A 24,812-nucleotide genomic window follows, 5' to 3' on the forward strand; every position below is an offset into this window, starting at 1 on the left:
ATGCTCGACAAGGATCAGACCACCGCCGCATCGCGCATTCTTTTTCGGCATTGGCGCGACGGCACCAAGGTTGGCGCACTGGAGGCACACTTGCGGCCACAGAGCCGCACGGAGGGCTATGCCGTCCAGGCCGGACTCGAAACGCTGTCGCGTGGAAAATTGTTCGGCTGGAAGATCGCGGCCACCAGCGTATCAGGACAGACGCACATCAACGTCAGCGGACCGCTGGCCGGCCGCATCATGAGCGACACCGTGATCGCCGATGGCGGCACCGCGTCGATGAAGGGCAACGAGATGCGCGTCGGCGAGCCGGAATTCGCCTTCCGGATGGGACGCGATCTGCCGCCGCGCGCGGCGCCGTACACGGTTGACGAGGTTCTGGCGGCCGTCGAGAGCTTCCATCCCGCGATCGAGATTCCCGATTCGCGCTTTACCGATTTCACCAGCGCCGGCGAGGCGCAGCTTATCGCCGACAATGCCTGCGCGCATCTGTTCGTGCTGGGCGCGGCGACGACTGCGGACTGGCGGGCGATGGATCTCGTCGAGGAGCGGCCAGCGATCACGCTGCGCGGCCAGCGCTATGTCGGCCACGGCAAGAACGTGCTCGGCGATCCCTGCGCCGCGCTCGCCTGGCTTGCCAACGAGCTGCGCGGACTCGGCATCACCTTGCGGGCAGGGGAGGTGGTGACAACAGGCACGTGCCATCCGCCGCTGCCAATCCAGGCCGGCGATCATTTTGCGGTGGATTTTGGGGTGCTGGGGAAGGTGTCGGTGGGGTTCGTGTAGGGCGGCACACACCGCGCTTCGTTGCGCTCGCAATGACGAAATAGAGAGCTCGCACGTCTCCCTATCCTCGCCAACGGCAATCACCTGTGCCCGAAAATCGCACTCCCCACGCGCACATGGGTCGCACCTAACATGATCGCGGTGGCAAAATCCGCGCTCATGCCCATCGAAAGATTCGTCAATCCATTGCGCGCGGCGATCTTGGCGGTCAGCGCGAAATGCGCCGCCGGCGGCTCGTCGACCGGCGGGATGCACATCAACCCGGAAATCGTCAGCCCATAGGTGTCGCGGCAGCTGGCGAGGAACGCGTCGGCCTCGCCGGGCGGGACGCCGGCCTTTTGCGGCTCCTCGCCCGTGTTGATCTGGACGAAGAGCTGCGGGTGCTTGTTCTGGGATTCGATTTCCTTGGCTAACGCTTGGCAAATGCTCGGACGGTCGACCGAATGGATGGCATCGAACAGCGCCACCGCCTCTTTCGCCTTGTTGGATTGCAACGGGCCGATCAGATGCAGCGCTATACCGGAGTAAACAGACGTTAAGGCGGGCCACTTGCTTTTGGCCTCCTGCACCCGATTCTCGCCGAATACGCGCTGCCCGGCGTCGATGATCGGGGTAATCGCATCGGCTCCGAAAGTCTTGGACACCGCGATCAGCGTCACGGAGGCGCGATCGCGCCGCGCATCCTTGCAGGCGCGGGCGATTTCGGCTTCGACCGCGGCGAGCGCGTTTGGTGAAGGGCCGGTTACCGGCGCGGCATTGGCTTCTGTCATGACGTCGTTTGGTTGTGCTCTTAACCGGAGGTAAGTCCAATTTTACCGAGTTCAAGCAAGAGTTTTTGAACCCTTCGCTTTACCTTGGCCCACGGGGTGGGTAGCGAAAATGGCAAGTATCAGTCTCAACCGCAAACGAGCGAAACTCAAGCAGGTTCTCGGAATCCGGGCGCGGCTCGCGTTGCTCGCGGTGATTCTGGTGGCGCCCTTGATGCTCGAGCGAATCCGTTCGCTCGAAGACACCCGCGCCCGCCAGATCGCGCAGGCCACGGTTGAGTTCAACACCATCGCAAGGCACAGCGCCGCTGCGCAGCGCGAAGTGATTTCGTCAGTCGAGACCATCCTGAAGTCGGAAGCCTTCATCCGCGCCTCCGCCGGCGGCGTCAGCAAGAGCTGCGACGTGCTGCGCGCGAGTCTGCCGTCGAACCTGCCCTGGATCCGCACGCTTTTGATCGCCGGCCAGGACGGACGCATTCAATGCGCCACCAACAACATGTATGTTGGCCTTGACCTGAGCGACCGGCCCTACTTCCAGCAGGCACAGGAAACCGGCCGCTTCGTACTGAGCGACTTCATCATGTCGCGGCCGGTGCCAACGCCGACCGTAATGGCGGTTTATCCGGTATCCGCCTTCAGCGGCGTGTCCGATGCCGTCGTGCTCGCCACGGTCAATCTCGACTGGATGTCGAAGGTGATGAGCAATCTGGGCGGCCGTGCCGGCATCACTGCCGTGCTGGTCGACAGCGCGGGCACCGTGCTGGCCGCCCCTGCCGATCAGCACAGCGCGGTCGGCCGACCCCTCGACAATTTGCCGCTGATGTCCGCGATCGCCGATCGCGCGCTGCGGTCCGACCAGGATGAGGGCTCGCTGTCTTTCCTCGCCGCCGACGGCTCCCGCCGCGCGGTCAGCTACATCCGCATCGCGGGCACCAATGCCCGCCTGATCGCCAGCATCGACGAAGACAAGGTGTCCGAGGCGGTCAGCCGCGACATTCGCACGGCCTATCTTCAGCTCGCTTTCGTGGTCGTGTTCGTCCTGCTCGGCGCGCTGATCGCGGCCGAAAAGCTCGTCATCAAGCCGGTCGAGATGCTCGCCGACATGGCCAAACGTCTCGGCGAGGGCGACCTCTCGGCCCGCGCGGCGCGCAATCGCCTGCCGGCCGAATTCGTGCCGCTGGCCCGCGCGTTCAACGCGATGGCCGCGCAGCTGAGCCAGCGCGAGCGCGAGCTGATCGCGAGCAACGACCGCCTGACGGTGATGGCCTCGATCGACATGCTCTCAGGGCTTGCCAACCGGCGTGGCTTCCAGAGCCGGCTCGACTTCGAATGGATGCGCGCGCAGCAATATGGCAGCGACCTCGCGCTGCTGATGATCGACGTCGATCATTTCAAGCTGTTCAACGACACCTATGGCCATCTCGAAGGCGATTCCTGCCTGACCAGGCTCGGCGAATCCCTGTCCGGCATTGCCGCCGACAACATGGGCTTCGCGGCGCGCTATGGCGGCGAGGAATTCTGCCTGTTGCTGCCGAACACCGACGTGACGTGCGCGGTCGAAATCGGCGAGCAGGTGCGCGCGGCCGTGCTGAAACTCTGTCTGCCGCACATCACGTCAGCCCATATGATCGTCACGGTCTCGATCGGCGTTGCCGCCACGAAGCCCAACGAGAGCTTGCGTCCGGGCGACCTGATCGAGGCCGCCGACGCTGCGCTCTACACCGCAAAACACCGCGGCCGCAACAACGTCGTCGAGCACGGCATCATGGTGGTCGACCACGGCGCGGCCGCGATCGCGATGGCGGGCTAAACCGCCGCGATCTCCCGGTCGAGCTCCGTCTCGGCAATCACCCGATTGCGGCCGTTTCTTTTTGCCAGATAGAGCGCGCGGTCGCAGCGTTCGACCAGCTCGTTCATGGTCTCTCCCGGCTGAAACTGCGCAGCTCCAATCGAGACCGTGATGGAGGGAAGCGTCTCGCCGGTCGAACGACGGGTAATCTGACACTCGGCGATGGCGCGGCGGACGCGCTCGGCGATCACCGTCGCTGCGGAAAGATCGGCACCGGGCAACACGGCGATCAATTCCTCGCCGCCATAGCGCGCCGGCAAATCGACCTCGCGGACCTTGTCGCGCAGGACCTGCGCCATCAGGCGCAAGACCTGGTCGCCGACGCCATGCCCGAAATTGTCGTTGAATTTCTTGAAGTGATCGATGTCCAGCATCAGGAGGCTGAGCGGCTCGCCTTTTTCCATGGCGGTGATCTGGGCCTTGCGGAAGAACTCCTCCAGCGCACGGCGGTTGGGCAAGCCGGTGAGCGTGTCGGTCATGGCGCGCTCTTCGGACTTGCTCAGGTTTTCCCGGATCGCCTCGAGTTCTCGCGTCTTGTCCGCGAAGCTTGCCTCGAGCTTGGTTGCGCGACCGGCGGCCTTGGCCAGCTCGCTCATCAACTGCTTCACGAGCAACTTCGGATCGGAGCCGGCCTGTCCCTGGTCGGCAACATCATGGATCGCCCGCATCTGCGCGTGGTTGTCGGCAATGGCGGTTGCGAGAAAGATCTGAGCTGCGTCCATCACCGAGTGCAGCTGCCGGGAGGCCAAGGAGGCCGCCGAGCCGTCGGGCGCGGCGACATAGGTCGAAAACAGATCCCGGTTTACGGTCGCGTCGAACTTGCGCTTGTTGCCGATGAGAATATCGATGGCGCGTTGCAGATCGCTCGGCACGCCCATCGAATAGACGAACCAGACGTTGAAATTATCCGGCGTGGCGGGCACGTGCTGCGCCGCCATGCACTGAACGGCTTTCTGCGCGACGGATGCTGCGTAGTCATAATCTAGTTCGTCGAAAGCGGCAGCGATCATGGCGCAAGGTCCCGGCCTCAGATTCTGCCAGCTTGGCCCCGCGGCCTTAACAGCTGTTGAACTTGGGCCTCCTCCGTAGTGGACCGGAGCCCAGACGCGTGACCAAGGGGATTCTATCGGTTTTCGGCAACCCATTGACCCGTTACGGACTTTTATGGCCTAGTCCGCCGTCTTGAGCCGGCCGAACCCACGAAAACCCCAACGATTCCATGACCTCCGAACGCTACAACGCCCGCGACGCCGAACCGCGCTGGCAACGCCTCTGGGACCAGCAGGCGATCTTCGTCTCCAAGAACGACGATTCGCGGCCGAAATACTATGTGCTCGAGATGTTCCCCTACCCGTCCGGGCGCATCCATATCGGCCATGTCCGGAATTATACGCTCGGCGACGTACTGGCCCGCTTCATGCGCGCCAAGGGATTCAACGTGCTGCACCCGATGGGCTGGGACGCCTTCGGCCTGCCAGCCGAGAATGCCGCGATCGAACGCAAGGTCGCGCCGAAGGCCTGGACCTACGACAACATCGCCGCGATGAAGAAGCAGCTCCGCTCGATCGGGCTGTCGCTGGATTGGTCGCGCGAATTCGCGACCTGCGATCCCAGCTACTACAAGCATCAGCAGAAGATGTTCCTGGACATGCTCGCCGCCGGCCTCGCCGAGCGCGAAAAGCGCAAGCTCAACTGGGATCCGGTCGACATGACCGTGCTCGCCAACGAGCAGGTCATCGACGGCCGCGGCTGGCGCTCCGGTGCGATCGTCGAGCAGCGCGAGATGAGCCAATGGGTCTTCAAGATCACGAAGTACTCGCAGGAGCTGCTGTCCGCGCTTGATGGGCTCGATCGCTGGCCGGACAAGGTGCGGCTGATGCAGCGCAACTGGATCGGTCGCTCGGAAGGCCTGTTGGTCCGCTTCGCGCTGGATGCCAAGACGTTGCCCGAAGGTGCGACTCCTGCCGGCGAGAGCGAGCTGAAGATCTTCACGACGCGCCCGGACACGCTGTTCGGCGCGAAGTTCATGGCGATCTCGGCGGATCATCCACTGGCGCAGGCCGCCGCCGCAAAGAACCCGAAACTCGCGGACTTCATCGCGGACATCAAGAAGATCGGCACCGCGCAGTCGATCATTGACACCGCGGAGAAGCAGGGTTTCGACACCGGCATCCGCGCGGTGCATCCGTTCGACCCGAGCTGGAAGCTGCCGGTCTATGTCGCCAATTTCGTGCTGATGGAATACGGCACCGGCGCGATCTTCGGCTGTCCCGCGCACGACCAGCGCGACCTCGACTTCGTCAACAAGTACAATCTCGGCAACACACCCGTGGTGTGCCCCGAGGGCCAAGACCCGAAGACATTCGTGATCACCGATACCGCCTATGACGGTGACGGCCGCATGATCAATTCGCGTTTCCTCGACGGCATGACGATCGATCAGGCCAAGGACGAAGTCGCAAAACGCCTGGAGGCCGAGCTGCGCGGCAACGCGCCGGTCGGCGAGCGGCAGGTGAACTTCCGCCTGCGCGACTGGGGCATTTCGCGCCAGCGCTATTGGGGCTGCCCGATCCCGGTCATTCATTGTCCGAAGTGCGATGTGGTCCCGGTGCCGGACGCCGACCTGCCGGTGGTGCTGCCGGAGGATGTGAGCTTCGACAAGCCTGGCAACGCGCTGGATCATCATCCGACGTGGAAGCACGTCACCTGCCCAAAATGTGGGGCTAACGCGCAACGCGAAACCGATACCATGGACACCTTCGTGGATTCGTCCTGGTATTTTGCGCGCTTCACCGATCCCTGGAACGAGAACGCGCCGACGACGCCCGCTGTGGCCAACCGGATGCTGCCGGTCGACCAGTATATCGGGGGCGTCGAGCACGCGATCCTGCACCTGCTCTACAGCCGCTTCTTCACCCGGGCGATGAAGGCGACCGGGCACATCGCGCTGGACGAGCCGTTCGCCGGCATGTTCACGCAAGGCATGGTGGTGCACGAGACCTACCAGAAGGCCGACGGCACCTATGTGCAGCCGGCCGAGGTCAAGGTCGAGGTCGGCGGCAACGGACGCCGCGCCACGCTGCTCACATCAGGCGAAGACATCCAGATCGGCCCGATCGAGAAGATGTCGAAGTCGAAGAAGAACACGGTCGACCCCGACGACATCATCGAGACCTACGGCGCCGACGTCGCCCGCTGGTTCATGCTGTCGGACTCCCCGCCCGACCGCGACGTGATCTGGAGCGACGAGCGCGTTCAGGGCGCCTCGCGCTTCATGCAGCGGCTGTGGCGGCTGGTGAACGATTCCGTCGAATTCGGCAAGGGCGCGTCGGCGGCCCGGCCGGCCAGCTTCGGCCCCGACGCCACCGCCTTGCGCAAGGCCGCCCATGGTGCGCTGGACAAGGTCACTACCGGGATCGAGCGGCTGCACTTCAACGTCTGCCTCGCCCATATCCGCGAGTTCGCCAATACCTTCTCGGAAATCCTGCAGCGTCCCGGCCAGTCCCCCGCGAACCCGGCTCCAGACTTGGCGTGGGCGATCCGGGAAGCCGGCCAGATCCTGGTCCAGCTGTTCTCCCCGATGATGCCTCACCTCGCAGAGGAGTGCTGGCAGGTTCTGGGCCAGAGCGGGCTGGCTTCCGAGGCCAATTGGCCCCAAATCGAACGCGATTTGCTGGTTGAAGACAGCGTGACCCTGGTGGTCCAGGTCAACGGCAAGAAGCGGGGTGAAGTCACAGTTGCAACAGCGGCCCAGAATCCGGAAATCGAGGCTGCCGTTTTGGCCCTCGATGCGGTAAAGCTGGCCCTGGACGGCAAGCCCGTCCGCAAGGTGATCATCGTCCCCAAGAGGATCGTAAATGTTGTCGGCTAGGATCCGCATCGCAGCCCGCTTGCTGGCGGTCGCCGCCTTGGCCGCGCTGACGGCCGGCTGTTTCCAGCCGATGTATGCCGAACGGAGCGACGGCACCCCGGGGCTGCGCGAGAAGCTGATGGGCATCGAGCTGCCCCCGATCAGCAAGCCCAATGCCTCCCGCGAGGCCCGCGTCGGCGTCGAAATCCGCAACGCGCTGGCTTTCAAGCTTTACGGCAGCGCGACGGGCATGCCGCCGACCCACAAGCTGGAGATCCGCTTCACCACAAGCCGTTCCTCCCTGATCGTCAGCGCCACGACGGGACTGCCGACGAGCGAAAATCTCGGTGTCGACGCCCAGTACAATCTGGTCGAGGTCACGACCGGCAGGTCCGTCATGACCGGCTCGACCTTCTCGCGCGTGTCCTATGACATGCCGGGATCCTATCAACGCTTCTCGCGCAGCCGCGCCGTGCGCGATGCCGAGGATCGCGCCGCCAGCGAGATCGCCGAGAACATCACGACCCGGCTCGCCTCGTTCTTCACCGCGGGCACGTAAGTCACTCCAGTCGGGGCGCGCGAGCGTGAACTATGGTGTGCAATTGCGCACCTGAGAATCCGGAGATTGTGGATCGAGATTCCGGTTCGGCGCTTCGAGCCGCCTCGAAATGACGCCGTCGGGACAACATGGTCGCGCTACGCGGAAAAGAGATCGACGCTTTCCTTGCCCGTCCCGATGCGGGCCGTCCGATCATCCTGCTCTACGGCCCTGACGCCGGCCTCGTGCGCGAGCGCGCGGATGCGCTGATCGCCTCTGCCGTCGACGATCCCAACGATCCCTTTTCACTGGTCAAGCTTGATGGCGACGAGCTCTCCGCCGAGCCGTCGCGCCTCGTCGACGAAGCCATGACCGTACCGCTCTTCGGTGGCCGCCGCGCGATCCGCATCCGGGCCGGCTCGCGCAGCTTTGCCAGCGGCGTCGACACGCTCGCAGAGATGAGCGTGAAGGATTGCCGCATCGTGATCGAGGCTGGCGAGCTGCGCCCCGAATCGCCGTTGCGCAAAGCCTGCGAGAAGGCCAAGGCCGCTGTCGCGATCGGCTGCTATCCCGACACCGAGCGCGATCTCGCCAAGCTGATGGAAGACGAGCTCCGTATCGCCAATTTGCGCATCGCGCAGGAGGCCCGCGCGGCGCTGATGTCGTTCCTCGGCGGCGATCGCCAGGCCTCGCGCAACGAGCTGCGCAAGCTCACGCTCTACGCGCATGGCAAAGGCGAGATTACGCTGGACGACGTGATGTCCGTGGTCGCCGATGCCTCCGAGCTGAAGCTCGACCCGATCGTCGACGGCGCCTTCGCCGGGCGGCCCGACATCGTCGAGACCGAATTCGCCAAGGCCATGATCGCCGGCACCTATCCCGGCGTGATCATCTCGGCGGCGCAGCGCCAGGCGGCGTGGCTGCACAAATCGGCGCTCGCAATCGCCGACGGCACGCCAGCCTCCGCCGTGCTCGACAGCGGCTATCCGCGCCTGCACTTTTCGCGAAAGCCGGCGGTCGAAACCGCATTGCGCAATTTCAGCGTGGCGCGGCTCGCCGCCATCATCGAGCAGCTGGCGACCGCTGCGCTCGACACCCGCAAGCAGTCTACCCTCGCCGCCGCCATCGCCCAACGCACGCTGATGGCGATCGCCGCGAATGCGAAGCGGCGGGGATAGGCCCGACTCTCTCCACGTCATTGCGAGCGAGTTCTCTCTCCCCTCGTCATTGCGAGGAGCGCAAGCGACGAAGCAATCCAGAATCTCTCCGCGGAAAGATTCTGGATTGCTTCGCTGCGCTCGCAATGACGTGTGGATTGACATGAGGTCCCGGCTTTCGCCAGGACGACGCGAGGGCGGCTACAGCGCGCCCTTGGCCAGCCGCTTCATCACCTCGTCGAGCTGATCGAGGTTGCGATAGTTGATCTGGACCGAGCCGCCGGGATCGCGGTGATTGACCGTGACGTTGAGGCCGAGCGCGTCGCTGACGCGCTTTTCGAGATCGACCGTGTCGGGGTCCTTTTCCTTAGCCCCGGTCGCGCGCGCCTTCTGCGGCTTGCGCTCCGGCACCCCCTCTTCATGCGCGAGCGCTTCAGTCTGGCGGACATTAAGGCCCTCCTCGACGATGCGCTTGGCGGCTGCGAGCGGATCCGGCACGCCGATCAGTGCGCGGGCGTGGCCGGCCGTCAGCTGGCCGGTCGCAATGAAGGCCTGCACCTCAGCGGGCAGTTTCGTCAGCCGCATCATGTTTGCGACGTGGCTGCGGCTCTTGCCGACGACCTTGGCAATGTCGTCCTGGCTACGTTTGAATTCGTTGGCGAGCGCGTGATAACCCTGCGCTTCTTCCATCGGGTTGAGATCTTCGCGCTGCACGTTCTCGACGATCGCGAACTCCAGCGCATCGCTGTCGCTGATGTCGACCGGCACGATTGGCACTTCGTGCAGGCCGGCCATCTGCGAGGCGCGCCAGCGCCGCTCGCCGGCAATGATCTCAAAGCGATCCTGTGCGCCCTTCACCGGACGCACCACGATCGGCTGGATCACGCCGTGCTGTTTGATTGACTCGCTGAGCTCCTTCAGCTCGGCGTCCGGAAATGTACGGCGCGGATTGCGCGGATTGGCCTTGATGAATTCGATCGGCACCTTGCGCTGCGCGCGCGGACGGTCGACGTGCTGGGCTTCGCCGCCGACGTCGCCGATCAGACTTGCAAGACCCCGGCCCAGTCGCGAACGCGCTTCATCGGCCATCGCCAGCTCCCTTGGATTCACTGTGCAGCACTCCAGAACTGAATTGTCGTAACTTCAGGATCAACGTCGCCTCAATGCGCCGTGCGCAGCTCGCGCTCCCGCTGAATCACTTCCGTGGCGAGCCGTAAGTAGGCTTCGCTGCCGACGCATTTGAGATCGTAGACCAGCACCGGCTTGCCGTAGGACGGAGCTTCCGAGATGCGCACGTTGCGCGGGATCATGGTCTTGTAGACCTTCTCGCCCATGAACTGACGGACGTCGGCGACGACCTGGTTCGAGAGGTTGTTGCGCGAGTCGAACATCGTCAGCACGATGCCGTGAATCGACAGGTTCGGATTGAGCGTCGAGCGCACCTGCTCCACCGTCTGCAGCAATTGCGACAGACCTTCGAGCGCGAAGAACTCGCACTGTAGCGGCACCAGGATCGCATCGGATGCCGCCATCGCGTTCACCGTGAGCAGGTTGAGCGAGGGCGGGCAGTCGATCAGCACATAGGTGTAGTCGGCGTCCGGCGAGACGTTGTTGTTGAGCGCGCCGATGGCATCGCGCAGCTTGAAGGCGCGGCCGGGTGTGGTGCCGAGCTCGAGCTCGAGGCCGGAGAGGTCCATGGTCGAGGGCGCGATGTGCAGCCGGGGCACCGCGGTCGAGACCACCGCTTCGCGCAAGGCGGCTTCCCCAATCAGCACGTCATAGGTCGAGCAGGAGCGGTTGCGACGGTCGATGCCGAGGCCGGTCGAGGCGTTGCCCTGCGGATCGAGATCGACGATCAGGACACGCTCGCCGATGGCAGCGAGCGCCGTGCCGAGGTTGATCGCAGTGGTTGTTTTTCCCACACCGCCCTTCTGATTCGCCAGCGCCAGGATACGTGGGTGGCCGTGCGGGACCTCGCTGGTCGATTCTTGGGCCGGTTCTTGGGTCTTCTCCTGCTGCGGCTCGTCAATCACGGTCATCGAATTTCCCCACTCACCCTGAGCGCCTCAGCTGCGCCGTTCGGCGCCATCGAGCTCCACGATCCAGCCGTCACCGGTGCGGCTCTGGTGCAGCTGAGGCTTGATATTCCAATATTTAGCGGCTTCGGTCAATTCAGCCTCTACATCTTGACCCTTTGGAAACAGCGCCTTTGCGCCGTGGCGCATCAGCGGCTCCGCAAAGCCGATGAGTTGATGTAGCGGAGCCAGCGCACGGGCGGTGACGCAATCGACAGGGCCGGTGATTCTATCCACATTATCCCCGATCTCAGCGAGATGTACGATTCCCGGCGATGTGGTGACGCGAATCGCTTCGCGCAGAAACGCCGCCTTCTTGGCAATCCGCTCGACGAGATGGACGCTCGCGCCCGGCGTCCCGGCCATGGCGCAGGCCAGCACGACCCCGGGGAAGCCGCCCCCGCTGCCGAGATCGGCCCAGCGTTTGGCGGACGGCGCAAGATCGGCGAGTTGAAGCGAGTCGGCAATGTGCCGGGTCCAGAGCTGCGGCAGAGTCGAGAGCGCGACCAGATTGGTCTTGGCCTGCCACTCCCGCAGCAGCGCGATGTAGCGGTCGAGCCGGGCTTCCGTTTCACGTGAAACGGGCGCGAGCCGCAGCGCCTCGCGCTTGTCGGCGGCGATGATGGAATCGAGCGCCGGATCGTTGGCGCTGGCCTTGTCGAACTTGGGTCTGGCTGGCGCCGGTTCAGCTCGAGCTGCGCCTTCGCCTGTTCCTTGTCCCCGCGATAGCCGCCTATCGCCGCCTGGTCCGCGCTGTTTCACGTGAAACGCCTATGCGATTGCCTTGGAGATCTTCCGTGCCTCGCGCCGGAGATAGGCCGCGAGGATACCCAGCGCAGCCGGCGTCATGCCGTCGATCCGGCCAGCCTGGCCGACCGTGAACGGCCGCGCCTTCTCCAGCTTGGCTCGCACCTCATTGGAGAGGCCGGGGACGAGGCTGTAATCGACCTCAGACAGCACCATCCCCTCGTCGCGCCGGAAGGCCTCGACGTCGGCACTCTGGCGCTCAAGGTAGACGTCGTATTTGGCATCGATCTCAAGGTGGGACGCAATGACGGGATCGATGCGCGCCAGCTCGGGCCAGATCGCTCGAACCTGGCTCAAGCCGATCTCCGGATACGCCATCAGTTCGAAGGCCGACCGGCGCTGGCCGTCCCGATTCAGGGACAGTCCGTGCTTGATCGCCTCGTTGGGCGTGATCGTGAGCGACTTCGACAGCGCCCTGGCCGCATTCAGGGCATCCATCTTGGCGCGATGATGCTGGGTCCGGGCATTGCCGACGCAACCGAGCGCAATCCCCTTCTCGGTCAGACGCTGATCCGCATTGTCTGCCCGCAGCGTGAGCCGATACTCGGCCCGCGACGTGAACATCCGGTAGGGCTCGCTGATCCCGCGGGTGACGAGGTCGTCGATCATCACGCCGAGATAGCCGTCGGCCCGATCGAACACCGTCAGCGCCGCGCCGCTGGCGGAGAGCGCGGCGTTGAGACCGGCCACGATGCCCTGCCCGGCGGCTTCCTCGTATCCGGTGGTGCCGTTGATCTGCCCGGCCAGGAACAGACCGCGCAGACGCCTGGTCTGCAGGGTCGGATCAAGTTCGCGGGGATCGATATGGTCGTACTCGATCGCATAGCCCGGACGGACCATCTTGACCCGTTCCAGGCCAGGAATGCTGGCGAGGATCGCGAGCTGAACCTCCTCAGGGAGCGAAGTCGAGATACCGTTAGGATAGACCGTGCTGTCGTCGAGCCCTTCCGGCTCCAGGAAGATCTGGTGACCGTCGCGATCGCCAAAGCGGACGATCTTGTCCTCGATGGACGGGCAATAGCGCGGTCCGGAGCTCTTGATCTGGCCGGAGTACATCGGAGAGCGATGCACATTGGCGCGGATCACCTCGTGGGTGGCGGACGTGGTCCGGGTGATGCCGCACTGGATCTGCGGAGTCGTGATCCGCTCGGTCATGACCGAGAATGGCTCCGGCGGCTCGTCTCCGGGCTGCATCTCGACCGCGGACCAGTCGATCGTGGTGCCATCCAGACGCGGCGGAGTGCCGGTCTTGAGCCGCCCAAGGGTGAAGCCGGCACGCTCAAAGGAGGCGGAAAGACCCATCGCGGGGGCCTCACCGACGCGGCCGGCGGGCCAATTCTTCTCGCCAAGATGAATGAGACCGCGCAGAAAGGTGCCGGTGGTGACGACCACAGCCCCTGCCCGAAGCTCACGGCCGTTCGCCAGGCGTAGGCCCGTAACCCGGCCCTCGACCACGATCAGCTCGTCGGCCTCGCCTTCGATCACGGAAAGACCGCCGGTCTCCCGGATCGCGGCCTGCATGGCAGCGGCATAGAGTTTTCGGTCGGCCTGAGCCCGAGGACCGCGAACTGCGGGACCCTTGCGGCGATTGAGGACACGAAACTGGATGCCGCCGGCATCGCCCACACGGCCCATTAGACCATCGAGCGCATCGACTTCCCGGACCAGATGACCCTTGCCCAGTCCGCCAATGGCAGGATTGCAGGACATCGCGCCGACGGTGGCGAAACGGTGCGTCACCAGAGCGGTCGTTGCGCCCATCCGGGCAGCAGCAGCCGCGGCTTCACAGCCCGCGTGGCCGCCGCCAATCACGATGACGTCGAAGCTCTCTCGCTCTGTTCGCATGGGGCGGACTTCTAACTCAGAGGCAGAAAAGCGGAAAGCGGAAACTGGGCGTTTCACGTGAAACCAAGGTGGCTCCCGCGCCCCCGAATGTCGCTTTCGCGAAAACAACCCCATGCACAGTAGCAAAGGCATGAGAGCCTTGCTGTTTCACGTGAAACAAATGCAGCAAGTGGACTGTCTTATCCCGCTATCGACGATCACCGTTCGCTTGTTCCGGGGCAATAAAGCGGATGTTTCCAGCGGCCTTTTCACGTGAAGCTCGTTTCACGTGAAACAGAAACAATGGAACAAGCACTGTTCTACAATCAAGAACTAGCACTACTTTCCGATGCAGAACTTCTGGAAAATGGCCCCAAGGACGTCCTCGACGTCCACCCGGCCCAATAGCCGACCCAAGGCATAAGCGGCAGCACGCAGCTCCTCGGCCGCCAGCTCCTCGCCCAGTTCTACAAGCTCAAGACTCCGGCGCAAGCTGCCGGACGCCTGGCGCAGGAGATCGCGCTGGCGGGTCCGGGTCACCAACGCCCCCTCGCCGGTTCCGAAGAACTCCGCGGCAAATTTCACCAAGGCATTGACCAGGTCCGGAATGCCGTCACCCCGGCTCGCCGAGATCCCGAATTCACCCTGCGGCCCCACCGGTCCGACCTCACCGAGATCGATCTTGTTGCGGACGATCCAGACCGAGCCACCGGATAGGTCGCTCCCGGCGCCGGACGTCGATGGCGACCGGATCGAGTTCAGGTCGACGGCCTGTCCACCCTCCACCAGCCACAACACGAGGTCAGCGCTTCCAGCCCGCGCCCGCGCACGCCGCACGCCCTCCTGTTCGACGGGATCGTCGGTCTCGCGAATGCCGGCGGTGTCGATCACAGTGACCGGATAGCCGTCGAGATCGAGCTGCACCTCGATCACGTCACGTGTGGTGCCGGCGTACGGCGAGACGATCGCAACCTCGCGACGCGCCAGTTGATTGATCAGCGTCGACTTGCCGACGTTCGGCTCACCAGCGATCGCGACCACGAGACCGTCGCGCAAGCGTTCGGCTTGTCCCTGTGCCGCAAGCACTTCTGCGATTTCGTCGTGCAGGGCTTTGATCGCTTTCACCGCCGGGGCCATCAGCTCCGCCGGCACGTCACCCTCATCGGAGAAATCGATGCCGGCCTCGATCAGCGCAGACGCCTCGATAATCCGCTCGCGCCAGTCGCGCGCGCGATCACCGAGCAGACCCTGCAACTGCCGCAGCGCCTGCCGCCGCTGCCGGTCGGTGTCGGCGTGAATGAGATCGTCGAGACCCTCGGCTTCGGTAAGGTCGAGCTTGCCGTTCTCGAATGCCCGCCGCGTGAATTCACCGGGTTCGGCCGTTCGCGTATTTGGAATAACCGAAATAGAGGCCAGGAGTGCCGCCAGCACCGCGCGGCCGCCATGGACGTGAAATTCGGCGACATCCTCGCCGGTCGCGCTGGCCGGCCCGGGAAACCAGAGCACGACCGCATCGTCGATCGGCTGGCCTGCTTGATCCCGGAGCAGCCGGCGACCGGCCTGCCGCGGCGCCGGCAACTTGCCCGCCAAGCTCGTCAGCGCTTGGCCGGCCTGCGATCCCGACACGCGGACCACGGCGATCGCGCTCGGCGCCCGGCCGGACGACAATGCAAAGATGGTCTGGTCTCGCGGATGCATGGCCTATTTGTCCGGCTACCGGCGAAAAGGCAAATGTCCGTTCGGGATGGCAAGAACGCACGGCTTGCTGCGCTGAATGCTGCAGCAAACCAGCATGTTGCGACGCAATATTACCTCAGAATTTTGCTGCGCTTTTCCCAATGCCAACCCACAAAGGGTACCGGCGTTTCAGAGATCATGCTTTAAAATCAGCAGCTTAGTCAAATGAGCGTGCCAGCATAACCCGGCTTGCATGCTGCACATTCCTTGCAACAAGGCCGCACAACGAAAAGGGCGCCCGAAGGCGCCCTCTGAACTTGTGCAGTCTATGCTGCAGCGCACTCAGGTGTTCATGGAGTCGAAGAACTCGGAATTGCTCTTGGTCGAGCGCAGCTTGTCGAGCAGGAAGTCGATCGCGTCCATCGTCCCCATCGGATTGAGGATGCGGCGGAGCACGTACATCTTCTTGAGCACCTGGGGATCGGTGATGAGCTCTTCCTTGCGGGTGCCCGAGCGCGAAATGTCGATCGCCGGGAAAGTGCGCTTGTCCGAGACCTTGCGGTCCAGAATCAGTTCCGAGTTACCGGTGCCCTTGAACTCTTCGAAGATGACTTCGTCCATGCGGCTGCCGGTATCGACCAGCGCGGTCGCGATGATGGTCAGCGAGCCGCCCTCCTCGATGTTGCGGGCGGCACCGAAGAAACGTTTGGGGCGCTGCAGCGCGTTGGCGTCGACACCGCCGGTCAGCACCTTGCCGGACGACGGCACGACCGTGTTGTAGGCGCGGCCAAGGCGCGTGATCGAATCGAGCAGGATCACGACGTCGCGGCCATGCTCGACCAGGCGCTTTGCTTTTTCGATCACCATCTCGGCGACCTGAACGTGACGCACCGCGGGCTCGTCGAAGGTCGACGACACGACCTCGCCCTTCACCGAGCGCTGCATGTCCGTGACTTCTTCCGGACGTTCGTCGATCAGCAGCACGATCAGATAGCACTCGGGATGATTATGCGTGATCGAGTGCGCGATGTTCTGCATCAACACGGTCTTGCCCGTGCGCGGCGGCGCGACGATCAGCGCGCGCTGGCCCTTGCCGATGGGCGCGACGATGTCGATCACCCTTGCAGAAAGGTCTTTCCGCGTCGGGTCGTCGATTTCCATGCGGAAACGCTGATTCGGAAACAGCGGCGTGAGGTTGTCGAAATTGACCTTGTGCTTGGCCTTTTCCGGATCCTCGAAATTGAGCGTGTTGACTTTCAGCAGCGCGAAATAACGCTCGCCCTCTTTCGGGCTGCGGATATGGCCTTCGATGGTGTCGCCGGTGCGCAGGCCGAAACGGCGGATCTGCGACGGCGAGACGTAGATATCATCCGGGCCGGGCAGATAATTCGCATCAGGCGAGCGGAGGAAGCCGAATCCGTCGGAGAGCACTTCGACGACGCCCTGGCCGACAATGTCGGTCTCGGCGAGTGCGAGCTGCTTGAGGATGGCAAACAGCAGCTCCTGCTTGCGCATCGTGCTGGCGTTCTCGACCCCATTCTCCTCCGCAAACGAGACGAGCTCGGCCGGCGTTTTGGACTTGAGGTCTTCGAGTTTAATTTCCCGCATTGGGGTGGTCCTGTGGGGTAACCTTGGGAGGGGGTGCGAGGAGGCTCTGAAATGCGGACGTGAGAAGGTAAGGTCCGCAGGTCTGGCAAGGTTAAGCGCCGGTGAGGCTTCAAACCTGATGCGGTGTCCGGCCTCTGGAAAGCTCAGACACAACCACATCCGCCTGCGTTGGGTGGGATATTGCCAATATAGAAAATCGCTTCCCGCTCCGCAAGCCGAAGCGCTGAGCTAATCGTCGGGCGCCTTGCCTAGAACGGCTTCACGATCACCATGATGACAATAAAAATCATGAGGACGGTCGGTACCTCATTGATAATCCGATAGAATTTCTGAGACCGCGGGCGCCGGTCGGCAGCGAAATCCTTCAGCCAGCGGGAAAAAAAGCCGTGGACCGCCGACATCGCCAGGACCAGTGCCAGTTTTACGTGCAGCCAGCCGAACGAGAACCAGTGGCCGGACCAGGCCAGATACAGCCCGGCGAGCCAGGTGACGATCATGGCAGGGTTGATGATCGCCTTGAAGAGCCGGCGTTCCATCACCTTGAACGTTTCCGACTGCTTCGAGCCGATCTCGGCGTCGGAATGATAGACGAACAGCCGCGGCAGATAGAGCATGCCCGCCATCCAGGAGATGACGGCGATCACATGCAGCGCCTTGATCCAGAGATAGACGTCTTCGAACATTTTCGCGGCCCGGGTTTCTGTCCAGCGAAAGGAACTGGGGATAGTAAGAACTCGTTAAGGTCTTACCGTGCACACATATCCGTCCGAAGCGCCTTCCTCAAACCTAGAATCTTAGATTCTTAAGGTTTGAGTCTATGTGACCGTGGATTGGACTCATGAAATTCTGTCCGCGAGTTCACGCGCGCTTGTTCACACCCATCAACATATCCCCGATCGCCCTTGGCGCCTTGCGATAAGTCGGCCAGCTTCAAAGGCTTGCGCCTTTTTGTCGGCAGCTTATCAAAGGGGTTGTCCGCGCAATCCCGTTTCCATCGCGGCCTGCCGGCGAACTTGTTCAGATGGGCAGCGGTGTGAAGAAAATTGGCACTTGTCCCGCCCCTGGTGTCGCGCAACCCTTTCCGAGGGGTTAAGCTCCACAGAAATCCACAATTCACACCGCCTTCATACAAAGAGTTTTTGTGCCAACCTCGAACAATTATTTCCATCTGCACCTCGTCTCCGACTCCACCGGTGAGACGCTGATCACCGTGGCACGGGCGGTTGCGGCCCAATACGCCAACGTGACGCCGGTCGAGCACGTCTATCCGCTGGTGCGCAGCCAGAAGCAGCTCGATCGGGTGCTCGACGAGATCGAGGAAGCGCCCGGGATCGTGCTGTTCACGCTGCTCGAGAAGGATCTGGTCGCTAGGCTCGAGGACAAGTGCAAGGGGATCAACGTTCCGAGCCTGTCGATCATCGGTCCGGTGATGCAGCTATTCGAAGCCTATCTCGGGGCTGCGACCACGGGCCGCGTCGGCGCTCAGCACGTGCTCAACGCGGAATATTTCAAGCGCATCGACGCGCTGAACTACACGATGATCCACGACGACGGCCAGCACGTCGAAGGTCTCGACGATGCCGACGTCGTCCTGGTCGGCGTGTCCCGCACCTCGAAAACGCCGACGTCGATTTATCTCGCCAATCGCGGCATCCGCACCGCCAACGTGCCCTTGGTTCCCGGCATTCCGGTGCCCTCGCAATTGGAGACGCTGACGCGGCCGCTGGTCGTCAGCCTGCACGCGACGCCGGAACGCCTGATCCAGATCCGCCAGAACCGCCTGCTTTCGATGGGAAGCGACTCGGGCAACGACACCTATACCGATAGGCAGTCGGTCACTGAGGAGGTCGCGTTTGCGCGCAAGCTCAGCGCCAAGCATGATTGGCCGCTACTGGACGTCACGCGTCGCTCGATCGAGGAAACCGCCGCGGCGATCATGAAGCTTTACAGCGATCGCCAGCGCAACCGGCCTTCGGGATAGCTTTCGCGATGGGTCTATGGCTCGGCACATCTCCGTTGATCCTGGCCTCGCAGAGCAGCGCGCGAAAACTGCTGCTGGCAAATGCCGGGCTCGAGTTCAAAGCGATCACGGCCGATATTGATGAGCGCGCCATTCAGGCTGCGTCGAAGCTTTCGGACCCGCGCGAGATCGGCCTGCTACTGGCCGGCGAAAAAGCCAAAGCTGTCTCGGCGCATCATCCTGGCAGCTACGTCATCGGCGCCGATCAGACCCTGGCTCTTGGCAGCCGTCTCTTCAACAAGCCAGCAGGCCGTCCGCAGGCCTTGGCGCAATTGCGCGACCTCGCCGGCAAATGCCACGAGCTGAATTCCGCGGTGGCCGTGGCGCATGACGGCACGATCGTGTTCGAAGACGTCTCGATCGCCCGCATGACCATGCGAGAGATGACCGAGGACGAGCTTGCAGCCTATCTGGATGCTGCCGGCAACGCCGTCACCACCAGCGTCGGCGCCTATCAGCTTGAAAGCCTCGGCATCCATCTGTTCGAGCGCATTGAAGGCGACCATTTCACCATTCTTGGCTTGCCGCTGCTGCCACTGCTTGCGTTCCTGCGACGCGAGCGGCTAGTTGCCGTGTAAATGGTGGAGATGGCTGTAGGCTGATGCGGATCCTGGGACTGACCGGCTCGATCGGGATGGGAAAATCCACCACCGCGAAACTGTTCGCGGAGGCCGGTGTGCCCGTCTACGACGCCGATGCCGCCGTGCATCAGCTCTATGAAGGTGAAGCCGCCCCGGCGATCGAGGCCGCCTTTCCCGGCACCACTGTGAATGGCAAGGTCGATCGTCCCAAACTGTCGGCGCGCGTCGTGCACGATCCCGCCGCCATCAAGCAGCTCGAGCAGATCGTCCATCCGATGCTCGGCGCCTCCCGGCAAAAGTTCTTCGCCGAGGCGGAAGCGGCCAAAGCGCCGGTCGTGGTTCTCGATATCCCGCTGCTGTTCGAGACCGGCGGCGAGAAACGGGTGGACGCCGTGGTCGTGGTCTCGACCTCGGCGGAACTCCAGCGTGAGCGGGTGCTGGCGCGCGGCACCATGGACGAAGCAAAGCTCGACGCGATCATCGCCAAGCAGACGCCCGATGCGGAAAAGCGCCGGCGCGCCGATTTCGTGGTGGATACGTCACACGGACTCGAGCCGGTGCGCGCGCAAATCAAGCACATCCTGGCCGAGGTCGTTAAGATGCCGCAACGGCGAGCCTGATTCGCCGCCTCACACGGCCCCCACGACACTGATCTCAAGCCACCAATCTCAAGACATGCGCGAAATCGTTCTCGACACCGAAACCACTGGCCTCGATCCGCTTCGCGGCGATCGCCTGGTCGAAATCGGCTGTGTCGAGATGCTCAACCGCATGCCGACGGGGCAGAGCTTCCATGTGTACATCAATCCCGAGAGGGACATGCCGGCGGAAGCGTTTGCAGTGCATGGGCTGTCGGCCGAATTTCTGGCGACGAAGCCTCTGTTCCACGAGGTCGTTGACGAGTTCCTGGAATTCATCGGCGATGCGCCGCTGGTGATCCACAACGCTTCGTTCGACGTCGGCTTCATCAATGCCGAGCTCGATCGCATCAAGCGTGCGGCGATCCCGCGCGAGCGGCTGGTCGATACGCTGCTGTTGGCGCGTCGCAAGCATCCCGGAGTGTCCAACCGGCTGGACGATCTTTGCTCGCGCTATGCGATCGACAATTCACGCCGCACCAAGCACGGCGCGCTGCTCGACGCCGAGCTGCTGGCCGAGGTCTATGTCGATCTGGTCGGGGCGCGGCAGTCACAGCTGCTGCTGGCGTCGGACACTCAGGAGATACGCGTCAATGCGGCTGGCGATGCGCCGCGGCGGCAGCGCCTGGTGCCGCTTGCGCCGCGGACTTCGGACGCCGAGCGTGAGGCCCATCGGGCCTTCATTGCGACGCTCGGTGACAAGGCGATCTGGAACGAGTATCTCGTCGCTCCAGCAGCCCCTCCAGCTGGTTAGGCCAGATTTAGAGGCTTCAGGCTTGGCCGGTCTGGCCACCCTGAGCGGCCATTTGCCGCTCCATGTTCTGGCGATAGAGACCAACGAAGTCGACCGGATCCAGCATCAGGGGCGGGAACCCGCCGTCGCGCACTGCGGTTGCGATGATCTCGCGGGCGAACGGGAACAGCAGGCGCGGGCACTCGATCATCACCAGCGGGTGCAGATTGTCCTTCGGCACGTTGGCGATTCGGAACACGCCGGCATAGGCGAGCTCAAACGAGAACATGATCTTACCGGCGGTCTCGGCCTTGCCCTCGACCGACAGCGTCACCTCGAACTCCTGTTCGCTGAGATTGTTCGCGCTGACATTAATCTGAATGTTGATCTGGGGCGGCTGGCTCTGCTGCTGCAGCGAGCCAGGCGCGTTCGGATTTTCGAACGACAGGTCCTTGGTATATTGCGCCAGCACGTTGAGCTGGGGAGCCTGGGCCGCCTCGGGAGGGGTGCCGTTACCATTGGTCATGAAAGTCTCTCCTTACCCGATCGGGGCTGAATTTCGCGGCGGTTGGCTAACATAGGGCCGCCTCATTCCACAAGGACGAACGGTCCCGGAGGGGGATTCGGGCCGCGCCCGCCACCGTGACGCTCACCCCCTTTTCCGCCAAGTTGCGCCTTAAACGATTGAAGATGCGCGATTTCCGGGCAGGATCGGGTTTCCCCTTAAGCATAAAACGCGCTACACTCGGCGCTGTGCCAAAAGGCGCCATTGGCCGGGCAAGATTTCGTGCCTACATCCCACGGACCTGACGCGGACCTAAAATGGCGATGTAGACTTGCCGTTCCCGTATGGAACGGTCTACTGGCCGGATTGATTTTCCCGGCGACGACCCCAAAGCGAAGACCCAGAGCAAAGACCAGAAAGCGAATACGACGTGGACATCTACACCATTATCTTCCTGGCGCTGGCGGTCTTCATCTTTCTGCGGCTGCGCAGCGTGCTCGGGCAGCGAACTGGAAACGAGCGGCCGCCGTTCGATCGGACCGCCGCCCGCAATGCGTTGGGGGGTGCCCAGGACAACAACGTCGTGACCATGCCAGGCAAGGTGATCGACCAGGCCCCGCTGGCGCCGACGGCCGAGCCGACCCCGCCCTCCGACCGCTGGAAGGGCCTGACCGAGCCGGGTACCGTGCTGGCGCAGGGCCTGGATGCCATCGTCGAGAAGGATTCCACGTTCGATCCGCGTCATTTCGTCTCGGGCGCCCGCGGCGCCTACGAGATGATCGTGCTGGCCTTTGCCAATGGCGACCGCCGCGCGCTGCGCGACCTGTTGTCGTCGGAGGTCTATGACAGCTTCGACGCCGCCATCAAGGAGCGCGAGAAGAACGAGCAGAAGACCGAGACCCGCTTCGTCTCGATCGACAAGGCCGAGCTCGTCGGCGCCGAGCTGCGCGACCGTACCGCCCAGCTCACGATCCGTTTCGTCTCGCAGATGATCTCGGCAACCCGAGACAAGGCCGGCAACATCGTCGACGGCAGCGCCGATACGGTCGCCGACATCACCGACATCTGGACTTTCGCCCGCGACATCACCTCTCGCGATCCGAACTGGAAGCTGGTTGGCACCGGAAGCGCGAATTAAGGTCTTTCTGAAGACCAGCGCGACCGCGCTTTGCGCAGGCGTCGTCGTGCTGTCGTCGTTTTCGCTCGGCGCCGAAGCGGCGCGGCGCCACTATCGAAGCCACCACCACCATCATCCTCCGCAACTGCCTGCCGCTCCGCCGCGGGCCTTGCCCTATCCGCAACTGCCGCTGCCGTTCGAAATATCAGGCGCGCAATATCTGCCACTGGCCTGGGCGGACATGAAAGGCTGGGGCGATGACAATCATCTCGCCGCCTACAAAACGTTCCGCGCCAGCTGCCGGCCGATCAATGCGCAGACCGGCGCGGCCGAGGCGAAGGGCGAATCAAAAGCAATTGGCGGCTCGCTGAGCGAACCTTGCCGGCTCGCCAAATCGCTCGAGCTCACCGACGATGCCAAGGCAAAGACCTTCTTCGAGGAGAACTTTTCGCCGCTGCGGATCTCGCGTCTCGGCGAGCCCGACGGCTTCGTCACCGGCTATTATGAGCCGGTGCTGGAGGGATCGCGAACCCAGACCGATGTCTACAACGTTCCGGTCTACCGCCGTCCCTCGAATCTGTTCGTGCGCGGCTACAAGCAGGACTCGGTCAGCCTGCCCAACAAGGGGCCGGTCTATCGCAAGATCGGCCGGCGCAAGCTGGTGCCGTATTACGATCGCGGCGAGATCGAGGATGGCAAGATCGCCGGCCGCGGGCTGGAGATCGCCTGGCTGAAGGATCCGACCGATCTGCTGTTCGCGCAGATCCAGGGCTCGGCGCGGATCAAGTTCGACGACGGCAGCTCGGTCCGGCTGAACTACGACGCCTATAACGGCTATCCCTATACGGCTGTCGGTCGCATCCTGATCGAGCGCGGCATCATCCCGAAAGAGGAGATGTCGATGCAGAAGATCAGGGAATGGATGACGCAAAACCCTGATGGCGCCAAGGAGCTGCGCCGCGCGAACCGCGCCTACATCTTCTTCCGCGAGGTCAACCTCTCCGACAAGGACGAGGCGGTGGGTGCGCAAGGCATTCCGCTGACCGCGGGGCGCTCCATTGCCGTCGACAAATCGCTGCATGTCTACGGCACGCCGTTCTTCATCGAGGGCGAGCTTCCGATCGATTCGGAGCGCTCCAAGACACCGTTCCACCGGCTGATGATCGCGCAGGACACCGGCTCGGCCATCATCGGTCCCGCGCGCGCCGATCTGTTTTTCGGCGCTGGCCAGGAAGCGGGCCGCGTCTCCGGGCGGCTGCGCCATCCCATGCACTTCGTGATGCTGGTGCCGAAGGGCCTCGATCCCACGGCGCGCGGCGCCCGGCTGCCGGTGCCCGATCCGCGCCCTTCGGAGAAGATCGCAAAGCTGTTTCCGCAAACCGATCCGGGCAAAGCAACGGCGAAGCCTGCTGCCGCCACAGGTCCTGCCGAAACCAAGACCGACACCGTCGCCATCGCCGGTCCGGTCCCGCTGCCCGCGCCGCGTCCCGTGATCGAGCCTGCGTCCGAACCGCAGCGGCCGGCGAAGAAACGTCCCCATCGGCAGCAATGAAGCGATCGTCCCGTCCGCCCGTGCTGGAGCCTCGTCCCTCGCCGCGCCGCCGCGCCTTGAGCGAGGAGGAGCGCGAGCTGTGGCAGATCGTTGCCAAACAGGTCAAGCCGCTGCGGAAGCACCGCACGGCGAAGGCGCATGCTCCGCCGCGCGCCGAGCCTTCACCTGCCGCACCGGTCGCGCGGCCTGCGTCATCGCCCCGCCCGATTGCCGCAGCGCCGGCACCGCGCGCCGCAAAACCATCCGTCCCGCCTTTGGCGCCGCTGGGCAAGCGCGAGCGGACAAAACTGTCGCGCGGCCGCAGCGAGATCGAGGCGCGGCTCGATCTGCACGGCATGACCCAGACGCGCGCCCATCGAGCGCTGACCGGCTTCCTGCACCGCGCCCATCACGACGGCCTGACCTTCGTGCTCGTCATCACCGGCAAGGGCCGTAGCGGCGGCGAAAGCGGCGTGCTGCGGCGTCAGGTGCCGGAATGGCTGAGCCTGCCGGAATTCCGCGCCTTCGTCGTGGGGTTTGAAGAGGCCGGTATCGGCCATGGCGGCGCGGGCGCGCTTTACGTGCGGATTCGTCGGGCGAAGTTTTAACGCGGGCTCGCTGTAACCTCTCCCGCTTGCGGAAGAGATCGTCGCGCGCAAGCGCGGCGGGTGAGGGTTTTCTCCGCTTGGAGATTGTCCCGTTGCGGAGACACCCTCTCCCAGCCCTCTCCCGCAAGCGGGCGAGGGGGC

General features: G+C 63.6%; 22 protein-coding genes. 12 read left to right on the plus strand and 10 right to left on the minus strand.

What is annotated here, in order from left to right:
- Positions 1–786 carry a fumarylacetoacetate hydrolase family protein gene (locus IVB28_RS07860; RefSeq protein WP_247525506.1) on the plus strand — a complete coding sequence of 262 codons (786 nt, stop codon included), beginning with the start codon at positions 1–3 and terminating at the stop codon, positions 784–786.
- An 80-nt stretch (positions 787–866) separates the two neighbouring features.
- Here IVB28_RS07860 and IVB28_RS07865 read toward each other — a convergent pair whose 3' ends face one another.
- On the minus strand, positions 867–1,556 hold the full coding sequence (locus tag IVB28_RS07865) for a YggS family pyridoxal phosphate-dependent enzyme (RefSeq protein ID WP_247525507.1): 690 nt from the start codon (positions 1,554–1,556) through the stop codon (positions 867–869).
- Between the two features lie 109 nt (positions 1,557–1,665).
- Between IVB28_RS07865 and IVB28_RS07870 the strand changes: the two genes are divergently transcribed.
- A complete protein-coding gene (locus IVB28_RS07870; RefSeq protein ID WP_247525508.1) occupies positions 1,666–3,363 on the plus strand; it encodes a diguanylate cyclase in 1,698 nt (565 codons plus the stop codon).
- On the opposite strand, the gene IVB28_RS07875 is transcribed toward IVB28_RS07870, so the two are convergent.
- Complete coding sequence (locus IVB28_RS07875) at positions 3,360–4,340, minus strand: GGDEF domain-containing protein (protein ID WP_247525593.1); 981 nt, start codon at positions 4,338–4,340, stop codon at positions 3,360–3,362. The genes IVB28_RS07870 and IVB28_RS07875 overlap by 4 nt on opposite strands.
- Before the next feature lie 281 nt (positions 4,341–4,621).
- Here IVB28_RS07875 and leuS point away from each other — a divergent pair, with 281 nt between their 5' ends.
- The 3 genes from leuS to holA all read left to right on the plus strand — a co-directional run bounded on the left by leuS (position 4,622) and on the right by holA (position 8,968).
- Positions 4,622–7,273: a leucine--tRNA ligase gene (gene leuS / locus IVB28_RS07880; protein ID WP_247525509.1), complete on the plus strand. Its 2,652-nt coding sequence runs from the start codon at positions 4,622–4,624 to the stop codon at positions 7,271–7,273.
- Positions 7,260–7,811, plus strand: coding sequence for an LPS assembly lipoprotein LptE (gene lptE, locus IVB28_RS07885; protein ID WP_247525510.1), 552 nt, complete (start codon positions 7,260–7,262; stop codon positions 7,809–7,811). The genes leuS and lptE overlap by 14 nt, the downstream gene beginning before the upstream one ends.
- Positions 7,812–7,939: 128 nt before the next feature.
- On the plus strand, positions 7,940–8,968 hold the full coding sequence (gene holA, locus IVB28_RS07890; protein ID WP_247525511.1) for a DNA polymerase III subunit delta: 1,029 nt from the start codon (positions 7,940–7,942) through the stop codon (positions 8,966–8,968).
- Positions 8,969–9,148: 180 nt separating this feature from the next.
- Here holA and IVB28_RS07895 read toward each other — a convergent pair whose 3' ends face one another.
- From IVB28_RS07895 to hemJ, 7 genes are all read right to left on the minus strand, one after another.
- Complete coding sequence (locus IVB28_RS07895; protein WP_247525512.1) at positions 9,149–10,036, minus strand: ParB/RepB/Spo0J family partition protein; 888 nt, start codon at positions 10,034–10,036, stop codon at positions 9,149–9,151.
- Between the two features lie 71 nt (positions 10,037–10,107).
- The gene (locus IVB28_RS07900) at positions 10,108–10,986 is read right to left on the minus strand and encodes a ParA family protein (RefSeq protein WP_247525513.1); all 879 of its coding nucleotides are present in this window, start codon (positions 10,984–10,986) and stop codon (positions 10,108–10,110) included.
- Positions 10,987–11,013: 27 nt separating this feature from the next.
- Positions 11,014–11,646 carry a 16S rRNA (guanine(527)-N(7))-methyltransferase RsmG gene (gene rsmG / locus IVB28_RS07905; protein ID WP_247525594.1) on the minus strand — a complete coding sequence of 211 codons (633 nt, stop codon included), beginning with the start codon at positions 11,644–11,646 and terminating at the stop codon, positions 11,014–11,016.
- A 147-nt stretch (positions 11,647–11,793) separates the two neighbouring features.
- Complete coding sequence (mnmG, locus tag IVB28_RS07910; RefSeq protein ID WP_247525514.1) at positions 11,794–13,674, minus strand: tRNA uridine-5-carboxymethylaminomethyl(34) synthesis enzyme MnmG; 1,881 nt, start codon at positions 13,672–13,674, stop codon at positions 11,794–11,796.
- 318 nt (positions 13,675–13,992) lie between these two features.
- Complete coding sequence (mnmE, locus tag IVB28_RS07915; protein WP_247525515.1) at positions 13,993–15,351, minus strand: tRNA uridine-5-carboxymethylaminomethyl(34) synthesis GTPase MnmE; 1,359 nt, start codon at positions 15,349–15,351, stop codon at positions 13,993–13,995.
- Between the two features lie 321 nt (positions 15,352–15,672).
- On the minus strand, positions 15,673–16,938 hold the full coding sequence (gene rho / locus IVB28_RS07920) for a transcription termination factor Rho (protein ID WP_008133567.1): 1,266 nt from the start codon (positions 16,936–16,938) through the stop codon (positions 15,673–15,675).
- Positions 16,939–17,186: 248 nt separating this feature from the next.
- Positions 17,187–17,621: a protoporphyrinogen oxidase HemJ gene (gene hemJ / locus IVB28_RS07925; RefSeq protein ID WP_247525516.1), complete on the minus strand. Its 435-nt coding sequence runs from the start codon at positions 17,619–17,621 to the stop codon at positions 17,187–17,189.
- Between the two features lie 458 nt (positions 17,622–18,079).
- Here hemJ and IVB28_RS07930 point away from each other — a divergent pair, with 458 nt between their 5' ends.
- The 4 genes from IVB28_RS07930 to dnaQ are packed head-to-tail and all read left to right on the plus strand — an operon-like array spanning position 18,080 to position 20,931.
- Positions 18,080–18,919, plus strand: coding sequence for a pyruvate, water dikinase regulatory protein (locus IVB28_RS07930; protein ID WP_247525517.1), 840 nt, complete (start codon positions 18,080–18,082; stop codon positions 18,917–18,919).
- Positions 18,920–18,927: 8 nt separating this feature from the next.
- A complete protein-coding gene (locus tag IVB28_RS07935; protein WP_247525518.1) occupies positions 18,928–19,536 on the plus strand; it encodes a Maf family protein in 609 nt (202 codons plus the stop codon).
- Positions 19,537–19,559: 23 nt separating this feature from the next.
- Complete coding sequence (gene coaE, locus IVB28_RS07940) at positions 19,560–20,159, plus strand: dephospho-CoA kinase (RefSeq protein ID WP_247525519.1); 600 nt, start codon at positions 19,560–19,562, stop codon at positions 20,157–20,159.
- Positions 20,160–20,214: 55 nt separating this feature from the next.
- Entirely contained in the window at positions 20,215–20,931 is a 717-nt protein-coding gene (dnaQ, locus tag IVB28_RS07945; protein WP_247525520.1) for a DNA polymerase III subunit epsilon, read from the plus strand.
- A gap of 16 nt (positions 20,932–20,947) precedes the next feature.
- Here dnaQ and secB read toward each other — a convergent pair whose 3' ends face one another.
- The gene (gene secB / locus IVB28_RS07950) at positions 20,948–21,436 is read right to left on the minus strand and encodes a protein-export chaperone SecB (RefSeq protein ID WP_247525521.1); all 489 of its coding nucleotides are present in this window, start codon (positions 21,434–21,436) and stop codon (positions 20,948–20,950) included.
- Positions 21,437–21,845: 409 nt separating this feature from the next.
- On the opposite strand from secB, the gene IVB28_RS07955 reads away from it, so the two are divergent.
- From IVB28_RS07955 to IVB28_RS07965, 3 genes are read left to right on the plus strand one after another with little or no spacing between them, the layout of a single operon-like run.
- Positions 21,846–22,553, plus strand: coding sequence for a Tim44/TimA family putative adaptor protein (locus IVB28_RS07955; RefSeq protein WP_247525522.1), 708 nt, complete (start codon positions 21,846–21,848; stop codon positions 22,551–22,553).
- Complete coding sequence (locus tag IVB28_RS07960; protein WP_247525523.1) at positions 22,531–24,084, plus strand: MltA domain-containing protein; 1,554 nt, start codon at positions 22,531–22,533, stop codon at positions 24,082–24,084. The genes IVB28_RS07955 and IVB28_RS07960 overlap by 23 nt, the downstream gene beginning before the upstream one ends.
- Entirely contained in the window at positions 24,081–24,671 is a 591-nt protein-coding gene (locus IVB28_RS07965) for a Smr/MutS family protein (RefSeq protein WP_247525524.1), read from the plus strand. Before IVB28_RS07960 ends, IVB28_RS07965 begins: the two co-directional genes overlap by 4 nt.
- Positions 24,672–24,812: the final 141 nt, after the last annotated feature.

This window comes from Bradyrhizobium sp. 199 (assembly GCF_023073355.1).
Lineage (GTDB): Bacteria > Pseudomonadota > Alphaproteobacteria > Rhizobiales > Xanthobacteraceae > Bradyrhizobium.

Bases quoted from the DNA above. Each gene is read 5' to 3' on its own strand.
- IVB28_RS07860 (WP_247525506.1), top strand. From the start codon at position 1: ATGCTCGACAAGGATCAGACCACCGCCGCATCGCGCATTCTTTTTCGG.
- IVB28_RS07865 (WP_247525507.1), bottom strand. From the start codon at position 1,556: ATGACAGAAGCCAATGCCGCGCCGGTAACCGGCCCTTCACCAAACGCG.
- IVB28_RS07870 (WP_247525508.1), top strand. From the start codon at position 1,666: ATGGCAAGTATCAGTCTCAACCGCAAACGAGCGAAACTCAAGCAGGTT.
- IVB28_RS07875 (WP_247525593.1), bottom strand. From the start codon at position 4,340: ATGGCGGCGCAGCACGTGCCCGCCACGCCGGATAATTTCAACGTCTGG.
- leuS (WP_247525509.1), top strand. From the start codon at position 4,622: ATGACCTCCGAACGCTACAACGCCCGCGACGCCGAACCGCGCTGGCAA.
- lptE (WP_247525510.1), top strand. From the start codon at position 7,260: ATGTTGTCGGCTAGGATCCGCATCGCAGCCCGCTTGCTGGCGGTCGCC.
- holA (WP_247525511.1), top strand. From the start codon at position 7,940: ATGGTCGCGCTACGCGGAAAAGAGATCGACGCTTTCCTTGCCCGTCCC.
- IVB28_RS07895 (WP_247525512.1), bottom strand. From the start codon at position 10,036: ATGGCCGATGAAGCGCGTTCGCGACTGGGCCGGGGTCTTGCAAGTCTG.
- IVB28_RS07900 (WP_247525513.1), bottom strand. From the start codon at position 10,986: ATGACCGTGATTGACGAGCCGCAGCAGGAGAAGACCCAAGAACCGGCC.
- mnmG (WP_247525514.1), bottom strand. From the start codon at position 13,674: ATGCGAACAGAGCGAGAGAGCTTCGACGTCATCGTGATTGGCGGCGGC.
- mnmE (WP_247525515.1), bottom strand. From the start codon at position 15,351: ATGCATCCGCGAGACCAGACCATCTTTGCATTGTCGTCCGGCCGGGCG.
- rho (WP_008133567.1), bottom strand. From the start codon at position 16,938: ATGCGGGAAATTAAACTCGAAGACCTCAAGTCCAAAACGCCGGCCGAG.
- hemJ (WP_247525516.1), bottom strand. From the start codon at position 17,621: ATGTTCGAAGACGTCTATCTCTGGATCAAGGCGCTGCATGTGATCGCC.
- IVB28_RS07935 (WP_247525518.1), top strand. From the start codon at position 18,928: ATGGGTCTATGGCTCGGCACATCTCCGTTGATCCTGGCCTCGCAGAGC.
- coaE (WP_247525519.1), top strand. From the start codon at position 19,560: ATGCGGATCCTGGGACTGACCGGCTCGATCGGGATGGGAAAATCCACC.
- dnaQ (WP_247525520.1), top strand. From the start codon at position 20,215: ATGCGCGAAATCGTTCTCGACACCGAAACCACTGGCCTCGATCCGCTT.
- secB (WP_247525521.1), bottom strand. From the start codon at position 21,436: ATGACCAATGGTAACGGCACCCCTCCCGAGGCGGCCCAGGCTCCCCAG.
- IVB28_RS07965 (WP_247525524.1), top strand. From the start codon at position 24,081: ATGAAGCGATCGTCCCGTCCGCCCGTGCTGGAGCCTCGTCCCTCGCCG.